Source organism: Streptococcus sp. NLN76 (assembly GCF_015686645.1).
In the GTDB taxonomy this organism is placed as follows: domain Bacteria; phylum Bacillota; class Bacilli; order Lactobacillales; family Streptococcaceae; genus Streptococcus.
The window spans coordinates 37,598-47,365 of record NZ_JADPMS010000010.1 but is presented as its reverse complement, the minus strand read 5'-3'; the positions used below and the strand labels follow the sequence as shown (position 1 = coordinate 47,365).

Genomic DNA, 9,768 nt, shown 5'->3' with positions numbered 1-9,768 from the left:
AAGAGAGTGGAGAGAACTATCTCATCAAGCTTAAAAGAAACTCTATTCTTAGTCGTTTAGGGGATTTAAGTTTACCTGGTTCTGAAAATGAGGATATGACCATTTTACCTCATTCTTCCTATTCCGAGACTGTTTATCAAGCAAATTCTTGGGATCACGCCCGCCGTGTCTGCCAATTTTCAGAAAGAAAGGATGGGGAACTCTTCTATGAAGTTACTTCTCTTGTGACCAATATAGCTGGTGGTGCTAGCGAAGAATGTTTTCAACTTTACCGAAAACGAGGACAGTCTGAAAATTTCATAAAAGAGATGAAGTCTGGATTTTTTGGAGATAAGACAGATAGTTCAACTCTAATCAAGAATGAAGTTCGTATGATGATTTCTTGCTTGGCCTATAATCTTTCCTTATTTATGAAGCATCTAGCTAGTGGGTCTGTGAAGAATTTGACGATGAAACGTTTTCGGAAACTGTTTGTGAATATAGCTGGAAAATGCGTCAAAAGTGCTAGAAAACAAATTCTAAAACTGTCTAATCTCTATTCTCTGAAGGATGAGTTTCAGGCTCTCTTTGAGCGAATTTCCAGACTAGATTTCTCACTCCCCGTTCTCTATGCAGTAAGGGATACCAGTCCCCCTTTGTTAGGAAATTAGGATACCGAATCAAATAGAATACATTTTTAAAAATCGAGAGTCGCACCAAGGGTGGAGTCTACCCTTTTTTAGGGTGCTAAGGTAGCAGATCCATATTTATTTATAGAAAAGCTTGATCGTTCATAAAAATCATCAGAACTGCAATTGTTTATTGCTTGTTTCTGATGATTTTTTTGATAGTTACGCAAAGATATTCAGGGTATGAATAATTCGGGTTTCATTATAATCCGCCTTTTATAATTTCACAAGTAATGATGTGTAAAGAATTACAGTAAATGAAGAAAATTTCTGAGAGAAGAAAGCTATTAGCGTAGTAGTTGATAGATGGTGTGTCCTATACGCTTAAGAACGTGATAAAATAGTACAAAAAGATTAAAAATGAGGTAGGATCATGTCAGAACAAGTACAAAGACAGGAGCTCCATCGGAAAATATGGGCGATTGCTGATGATGTACGTGGTGCGGTAGATGGATGGGACTTTAAGCAGTATATATTAGGGATTTTATTTTATCGCTTTATCAGCGAAAATTTTAAAAACTACATTGAGGGTGGTGACCCAGACATCAATTATGAAGATGTTCCTGTAGAATTGATCACTGATGACATTAAGGACGATGCTATTAAAACAAAAGGGTACTTCATTTATCCAGACCAGCTCTTTTCAAATGTTGTCAGAAATGCTAGAAATAATGATAAATTGAATACAGATTTGAGGGGAATTTTTGACGCAATTGAGTCCAGTGCTGTCGGTTATGACAGTGAACATGACATTAAAGGTCTCTTTGATGATGTGGATACTCGGAGTAATCGACTTGGGAATACAGTGATGGAAAGGAACCAACGTCTGGCAGATATTTTAGAAGGTATCGCAGACTTGGACTTTGGTGATTTTGAAGATAATCATATTGATTTATTTGGGGATGCCTATGAATACTTGATTTCTAATTATGCGTCTAATGCAGGGAAATCAGGTGGTGAGTTTTTCACACCGCAAAACGTCTCCAGACTCTTGGCCAAGATTGTGATGCTGGGAAAAGATGAGAACAATAAGATTAATAAAATTTATGATCCTGCGTGTGGTTCAGGTTCTCTCCTGCTTCAGGCCAAGAAACAGTTTTCCGAGCATATTATTGAAGATGGTTTTTATGGTCAGGAAATCAACATGACCACCTATAATCTCGCTCGCATGAACATGTTCCTCCACAATATCAACTACGATAAATTTAGCATTGAGCGTGGCAATACCTTGTTAGATCCAAAACATGGAAATGACAAGCCATTCGATGCCATCGTCTCAAATCCGCCTTATTCCATCAAGTGGATTGGCAGTGACGATCCGACCTTAATCAATGATGATCGCTTTGCGCCTGCGGGGATTTTGGCACCTAAGTCCAAGGCTGACTTTGCTTTTATCATGCACAGTTTATCATATCTGTCGTCAAAAGGCAGGGCTGCTATCGTTACTTTCCCAGGTATTTTTTACCGTGGTGGTGCGGAACAAAAAATTCGCAAATATCTGGTTGACGGTAACTTTGTTGAGGCCGTTATCCAGCTGCCGGACAATCTCTTTTTTGGGACCTCTATTGCCACCTGTATTCTCGTGTTAGCTAAAAATAAGACCACGACTGATACCCTTTTTATTGATGCTGGTCGGGAATTTAAAAAAGAAACCAACAATAACGTACTGACAGAGAAGCATATCCAGAACATTTTAGATGGATTTGCAAAGGGAGAAGAAAAAGCGCACTTTGTGTCACTTGTTCCCCACGAGAAGATTGTCGAGAATGACTACAATCTGTCGGTGTCGACCTATGTGGAAAAAGAAGATACCCGAGAGAAGATTGATATTGTTCAGTTAAATAAAGACATTGCTGAAAGGGTAAAAAAGATTGATGTTTTGCGTGTAGAGATTGATAAGATTGTGGAGGAGCTGAGCTGATGGTTTTGGACAATAAACTTGGAATCACGGATTCTCTGGAATTGGCAAGGGCTGAGGAAAAAATCAGCAAGGAGCGGGCCAAGGCATTATTTGAGCAAGACTTGCTGGATACCAAAAAAGCGGGTTGTTTTGAAACCTTGGCCTTTATTCATAAGACTTTGTTTCAGTATATCTATTCTTTTGCAGGTCAGGTCCGTGATGTCAATATGACCAAAGGCAATTTTCGCTTCGCTCCAGTCATGCATCTGTCTCATTCTCTTGAAACGATTGACAAGATGCCTCAGTCAACAGTAGATGAGATTTTCGAGAAATATGTGGAAATGAATATGGCCCACCCTTTTCGGGAGGGCAATGGCCGAAGCATGTGCTTGTGGCTGGCCCACCTCCTGAAAGCGGAGATTGGTCAGGTTGTTGATTGGTCAAAGGTGGATAAGGAAGACTACCTCCTAGCCATGGAGCGCAGCCCTATCCGAGACATCGAGATAAAACATGTTATCAAGCAAGCTCTGACAAGTAAAGTCAACGACCGCACCATTTACCTGAAAGGAATCGACCATTCCTACTACTATGAGGGTTATAGTCTCTATAAGACAGAGGAGTTGTAAAGAATGACAAAAATAGAAGAAATGATAGCCGACCTCTGCCCCAATGGAGTAGTTTGGAAAGAGTTGGGGGAGGTTTGTGAAATTGAGACTGGTAAGTTGAACGCCAATGCTGCTGTAGAAAATGGTATGTATCCTTTTTTTACAACAGCTAGAGATATTAGTCGGATTAACTCCTTTAGGTGGGATGCTGAAGCACTTTTGATAGCAGGGAACGCAAATGTAGGGGATGTAAAGTATTATTCCGGGAAATTTGAAGCCTACCAAAGGACTTATGTGTTGACTAATTTTACTACTGATATTAGCGTTAGATATTTATTTCATTTTGTTAAATATCAGTTGAAACAGTATCTAGAGCGAAATACCAAGAAAGCAGCAATGTCCTATATCGTACTCTCAACGCTTAAATCGTTTTTAATCCCCATCCCACCCCTAGAAATTCAACGAAAAATCGCACAAATACTTGACAAATTCACGGAATATGTTACAGAATTGACCGCAGAATTGACCGCAGAATTGACCGACCGCCAGAAGCAATACTCTTATTATCGGGATAAACTCCTATCCTTTGAGGACGAGGTTTATCAGGTCGAGTGGAAGACGCTGGGGGAGGTGGCGGATTGTTTAGCGGGTGCCACTCCTAAAACTTCTAATTTGGGATACTGGGAAAATGGTACAATTCCTTGGATGAGTTCAGGGGAAGTAAATAAAGGTTTTGTATATAATACGGATAAAAAAATCACGCAATTGGGGTATGATAGTTGTAGTACAAAAATGGTTCCGAAGGACACGGTTGTGATTGCATTGGCAGGACAAGGCAAAATTCGGGGGACAGTCGCAATAACCAAAATAGAACTCTGTACAAATCAATCCCTGTGCTCTATTGTGTCTGATGAAAGTATTAATAGTCATTATTTATATTACTATCTCAAAGGCCAATATACTAAATTTCGTGAAATTTCTTCCGGAGAGGGAACTAGGGGTGGGCTTAATTTGAAGATGATTAGAGATTTCAAAATCCCCGTTCCACCTCTTCACATTCAAGAGCGTATCGTCCAAGTTCTGGATAACTTCGATACGGTCTGCAACGACCTAAAGCTTGGACTGCCCAAGGAGATTGAACTGCGTCAAAAACAGTACGAGTATTTTCGAGATAAACTCTTGACCTTCACCGCCGAAGGCGTGTATACTGACAGTACAGTACAGTACAGACAAGACCTGATTAGGCTCTTGAACTGGGTCTTTGGCCCCATACGGGTACAGTTGGGAGTGGTGTCAGATGTTGTGCGTGGAAAACGTTTAGTCCGGAAGGACTTGTCTGATATGGGAGGTTATCCTGTCTATCAAAATAGTCTGACTGCATTAGGTTATTATAAAGACTGGAACACATTAGGAGATAGCACATTTATTATTAGTGCTGGTGCCGCGGGAGAAATTGGGTATAGTAACCAGAATTTTTGGAAAGCGGATGATGTGTGGACGATTGAGACGGATGTCATTAAACAGAGGTTTATTTATCATACGCTACTAAATAACCAAGATAGGTTGAAAGGTCAAGTAAGAAAAGCAAGTGTTCCCAGATTATCGAAAATGAGTGTCGAAAATTTGATTATCATTCTACCATCGCAGCAAGTCCAATCCCGTATCGTCTCCATCCTTGATACTTTTGACAGCCTTATCAGCTCTATTGCAGAAGGCTTGCCAAAAGAAATTGAACTGCGGCAGAAGCAGTATAAGTATTTCAGGGATAGATTGTTAAAGTTTAGATAAAATTTGGAGAACTAAAGTTATGACATCAAACTCATTTGAAACGTTATCTGAAGTAGCATCAAAGTTAATTGAAAGAAAAACTAAAACGCAGTTAATTTATGCGTTTAATGGTAGCGGGAAAACACGGCTATCTTTGGAAATAAAAGAACTGTTAGCTACGAAATCTTTTGGCGATGAAAATCAAGCAAGTGAATCTACTAGGCAACAGTCTAGTCATATGCAAACCATAGAATTGATGAAGAAAAAGAAATTGTTTTATTACAATGCTTTTACAGAGGACTTGTTTACTTGGGACAATGATTTATCAGGTGATACTAATCGGGAGTTAATAATTAATAATGAATCATTGTTTGTACAGTATATTATTGATGTACAGGGAATGCATAATGATGTCATTAATACTTTTCAAAGCTACCTAGGAATTCTTCCTGATGGAGAAGAAGGAAGATCTCTGCAAAATATTATAGAACCTATTTTCGACGGCTCAAAAAGCGTCGCCTTTAGAAAAACGTATACGAAAAAGAATGTCGAAAATAATGAGAGGATAACTGAAGAAAATATTAAACTTTCAAAAGGGGAAGAGACAAATTTTATTTGGAGTTTATTTTATACTTTTATTAACCAAGTAATTACAGATATAAATGATGGTTCTAGTGAGTTAGATAAAATTGAGTATATCATTATTGATGACCCGGTTTCTTCTCTTGATGAGCAAAGAGTAATTGAGGTGGCAATTGATATTGCTAACTTAATTAGAGAAAGTAATTATAAACCTAGAGATAGTAAAAATCCAAACGATCAAGGAATAAAGTTTATCGTAACAACACACCACCCCTTGTTTTTTAACGTGTTATTTAATGAATTAAAGAAAAAGAATAGTGATAGAGAGGTGGAGAAAGAAAAAAACAATAGTTATTGTCCAAGTATCCTAGAGCATGTTGTCGATTTTCATAATGGTTTGGACAGTTATATTTTGAAAGATACGAATGACTCTCCGTTTTCATATCATATAGAAATAATCGAAGTCATTCAACAAGCTGTTCAAAATAATAGCATAAAAAAATACCATTTCAATTTGTTGAGAACCTTATTTGAAAAAACCTCTACATTTTTGGGGTATGGAAATTGGGAAGATTTACTGGTCCCAGATGAGGATGAGGGCTTAACTCAAAGAGATATTGATATTTATTGTAGAAAATTAAATTTATTTAGTCACAATAAGCATTCGATGGAAGAAAATTCAGAAATTCCAGAAGAGGATTTAACTCATTTCAAGAATGTATTTGGGTGGTTTATTTCCAAATATAACTTTAAATCTGGATGATTTAAAAATTTAAGCTTGAGAGTAATTTTATTATAAGGAGTAACTATGTCCGAATTCACTCAAACAGCCCCGATTATCGAATCGAATAATTTTATCGTCCTTGAAAAGTACACTAAAAAGGAGCAGCCTAGTCACTATCAGACGGAGGCCGAGTTGGAGAGAGAACTGATTAGTGATTTACAGCAACAGGGGTATGAATATCTGAATTATATCACTACTCCTGATGCACTTTTTGGTAATCTCCGTGAGCAGATGGAAACCCTTAATCGTGTGGTATTTACAGATGCGGAGTGGCAGCGGTTTTTAGACGAATATTTGAATAAAGCCAGTGAAAGTCTGATTGATCGGACGCGAAAGCTGCATGATGACTATGTTTATGACTTCATCTTTGATGATGGGCATATTCAAAATATCTATCTTTGGGATAAAAGGAATATTAGCCGAAATAAGGTGCAAGTCATCAATCAGATGAATCAAATAGGGACTAGCGCCAATCGCTATGATGTGACTATCTTGGTCAATGGTCTGCCCTTGGTACAGATTGAATTGAAAAAACGAGGCGTAGCTATCCGTGAGGCCTTTAACCAGGTGCATCGTTACAGCAAGGAAAGTTTCAACGAAGAAAATTCCCTGTTTAAGTACCTTCAGCTCTTTGTCATTTCAAATGGGACAGACAGTCGCTATTTTGCCAATACCACCAAGCGGGATAAGAACTCTTTTGAGTTTACTATGAATTGGGCCTTGAAAAACAACGACCCAATTAAGGATTTGAAGGACTTTACAGCGACTTTTCTCAGCAAAACCACCCTGCTCAATGTTTTAATCTATTATTCGGTCTTTGACACCAGCAATACGCTGCTCATCATGCGCCCCTATCAGATTGCGGCAACGGAGCGGATTATCTGGAAAATCCGTTCTGCCATTGCCTCCAAAATCAAGAGTGGCCCTCATACAGGAGGCTATATCTGGCATACGACAGGGTCTGGTAAGACCTTGACCAGCTTCAAGGCGGCAAGGCTTGCGACGGAAATGGATGAGGTTGACAAGGTCTTTTTCGTTGTTGACCGAAAGGATTTGGATTACCAAACCATGAAGGAATACCAGCGCTTCTCGCCAGACTCAGTCAATGGTTCCAATAGTACAGCTGGTCTCAGGCGAAATATCGAAAAAGATGATAACAAGATTGTTGTGACCACTATCCAAAAACTTAATAATTTTATGAGTAGTGAGCAGCAACATGAGATTTACGACAAGCAAGTGGTCTTCATCTTTGATGAGTGCCATCGCTCGCAATTTGGTGAGGCTCAAAAACGATTGAAAAAGAAGTTTAAGAAATATTGCCAGTTTGGTTTTACAGGAACTCCGATTAAGGTAGAAAACGCCTTGGGCTCTGAGACGACGGCTTCAGTTTTTGGAAATGAGCTTCATTCTTATGTCATAACAGATGCCATCCGGGATCAGAAAGTTTTGAAATTTATGGTGGATTATAATGATGTCCGCCCTCAATTTAAGGACTACGAAAGTGAGCAGGATTTAGATAAACTGAATGCTGCTGAAACTAAGAAAGCTCTTCTGCATCCAACACGGATTTCTGAGATTTCAAGTTATATCTTGGAGCATTTTGATCAAAAAACACACCGACAGTCAGGAAAAGGTTTCAATGCCATGTTTGCGGTGTCCAGTGTTGATGCCGCCAAAGCCTATTATCAGGAGCTGCAAAAGCAGCAGGAAGGTCGTGGTAACCCGCTAAAAATTGCGACTATTTTCTCTTTTGTAGCCAACGAAGCACAGTCCGCCATCGGAGAAATTGATGATGAGACCTTTAGCCCAACAGATTTGTCAGATGTCAGTAGCAAAGAATTTCTAAGCCGCTGTGTAGTTGACTACAATAGGCTATTCCAGACCAACTACACAATTAATGGTAATGATTTTCAAAATTATTACCGCGATTTGGCCAAGCGCGTGAAGACGCGTGAGGTGGATTTGCTGATTGTGGTGGGCATGTTCCTGACAGGTTTTGATGCGCCGACTCTCAATACTCTTTTTGTTGATAAAAACCTTCGTTATCACGGACTTATTCAGGCTTTCTCACGGACCAATCGGATTTATGATGCGACCAAAACCTTCGGGAATATTGTGACTTTTCGCGATTTGGAAAAGGCAACGACTGATGCGATTAAACTTTTTGGTAAAACAGAGACAGCAGAGGTGCTGTTGGAGCGCTCTTATCATGATTACTTAAATGGGTATGTAGATGCAGGAGAGCAGAAGGAAGGCTATTTGTCGGTTGTTCAGGAGCTTCGGGAACGTTTTCCAAATCCAAGTGAAATTGTAAAAGAAAGTGATAAAAAAGCTTTTGTTGATTTGTTCGGTAAGTATTTGAAACTGGATACCATTCTTCAGAATTATGACGACTATATGAGTTTACAGGCTTTGCAAGAGGTTGATTTTGAAAATGCAGAGGAAGTGGCAGTATTTCAGGCCAAGTATCACATGGATGATACAACTATGGCGGACCTATCTCAGCTAACCTTGCCGACAGTACGAGAAATTCAGGATTATCGTTCTACCTACAATGACATTAGGGATTGGTATACTATCGAACGTCGAAATCAGCAAGATAGCCAATCAAAAATAGACTGGGATTCTGTCGTCTTTGAAGTTGAGCTGTTAAAATCTCAGGAAATCAATCTAGACTATATTTTGGAATTGATTTTTGAAACCAATAAAAAAGTTTCTGACAAAGATATTTTGATTGAGGAAATTTCGCGTACTATTCGTGCAAGTCTTGGAAATAGAGCCAAGGAAGATCTGATTGTGGCCTTTATTCACCACAGTGATTTGGATAGTTTTGCGAATAAAACCGATATCATTAAGGAATTCTTCCTCTTTGCTCAGAAGGAGCAGAAAAAAGAAGTGGAAGCGCTGATTCAGACGGAAGGTTTACATGTAGAAAATACTAAGCGTTATATCCAAACCTCTTTGAATCATGGATATGCCAGCGAGAACGGCAATGCTCTCAATGAGACTCTGCCTAGGATGAGTCCACTGAATCCTCAGTATCACACTAAGAAACAAATGGTATTTCAAAAGATTGGCATGTTTGTTGAAAAATTCAAGGGTATCGGTGGAGTATTGTAGTAATTGTTTAATTTGAGTTGACCAACTAGTGATGAGAAAGTTCTTCTAAATACAACACCTCCGTCCCCTTTTTGTTCCCATCTTCTCCTTATCCTACAGTAATTCTATCCATCATTGGAACAATGCAAACAGTATCACTGGCATGTTCTTGGATAAGTTATGTTTTCTATTATGATTAGATTTTGTGAGTTCCCTGCGGTATATGTGGGGGACTTTTTTGATTCAGTAGTATATAATTTTAAGGATGTGGAGTATTTAGGGAATTTTATTCTACAGATATATAAGGAAGAGGACAAAATTTTATGACTGTAAAAAAGTTGCTACGAACTTTGGTGGTTTTTT

At 38.8% G+C, this 9,768-nt stretch carries 6 protein-coding genes; all 6 read left to right on the top strand.

Annotated features, from left to right (window positions below; all coding sequences use genetic code 11):
• On the top strand, positions 1-650 hold a 650-nt coding region (locus tag I1A59_RS03180; protein WP_196091372.1), incomplete at its 5' end, for a transposase.
• 391 nt (positions 651-1,041) lie between these two features.
• Positions 1,042-2,589 (top strand): type I restriction-modification system subunit M, encoded by a 1,548-nt coding sequence (locus I1A59_RS03175; protein ID WP_196091371.1) that lies wholly within the window; start codon positions 1,042-1,044, stop codon positions 2,587-2,589.
• A complete protein-coding gene (locus I1A59_RS03170; RefSeq protein ID WP_196091370.1) occupies positions 2,589-3,194 on the top strand; it encodes a Fic family protein in 606 nt (201 codons plus the stop codon). The genes I1A59_RS03175 and I1A59_RS03170 overlap by 1 nt, the downstream gene beginning before the upstream one ends.
• 3 nt (positions 3,195-3,197) lie before the next feature.
• Complete coding sequence (locus tag I1A59_RS03165) at positions 3,198-4,961, top strand: restriction endonuclease subunit S (RefSeq protein WP_196091369.1); 1,764 nt, start codon at positions 3,198-3,200, stop codon at positions 4,959-4,961.
• A gap of 19 nt (positions 4,962-4,980) precedes the next feature.
• A complete protein-coding gene (locus tag I1A59_RS03160; RefSeq protein ID WP_196091368.1) occupies positions 4,981-6,285 on the top strand; it encodes an anticodon nuclease in 1,305 nt (434 codons plus the stop codon).
• 45 nt (positions 6,286-6,330) lie between these two features.
• A complete protein-coding gene (locus tag I1A59_RS03155) occupies positions 6,331-9,426 on the top strand; it encodes a type I restriction endonuclease subunit R (protein ID WP_196091367.1) in 3,096 nt (1,031 codons plus the stop codon).
• The last annotated feature ends 342 nt before the right edge of the window (positions 9,427-9,768 follow it).

Excerpts from the sequence above, each read along its gene's own strand:
- I1A59_RS03175 (WP_196091371.1), top strand. The coding sequence starts at position 1,042 with ATGTCAGAACAAGTACAAAGACAGGAGCTCCATCGGAAAATATGGGCG.
- I1A59_RS03170 (WP_196091370.1), top strand. The coding sequence starts at position 2,589 with ATGGTTTTGGACAATAAACTTGGAATCACGGATTCTCTGGAATTGGCA.
- I1A59_RS03155 (WP_196091367.1), top strand. The coding sequence starts at position 6,331 with ATGTCCGAATTCACTCAAACAGCCCCGATTATCGAATCGAATAATTTT.
- I1A59_RS03160 (WP_196091368.1), top strand. The coding sequence starts at position 4,981 with ATGACATCAAACTCATTTGAAACGTTATCTGAAGTAGCATCAAAGTTA.
- I1A59_RS03165 (WP_196091369.1), top strand. The coding sequence starts at position 3,198 with ATGACAAAAATAGAAGAAATGATAGCCGACCTCTGCCCCAATGGAGTA.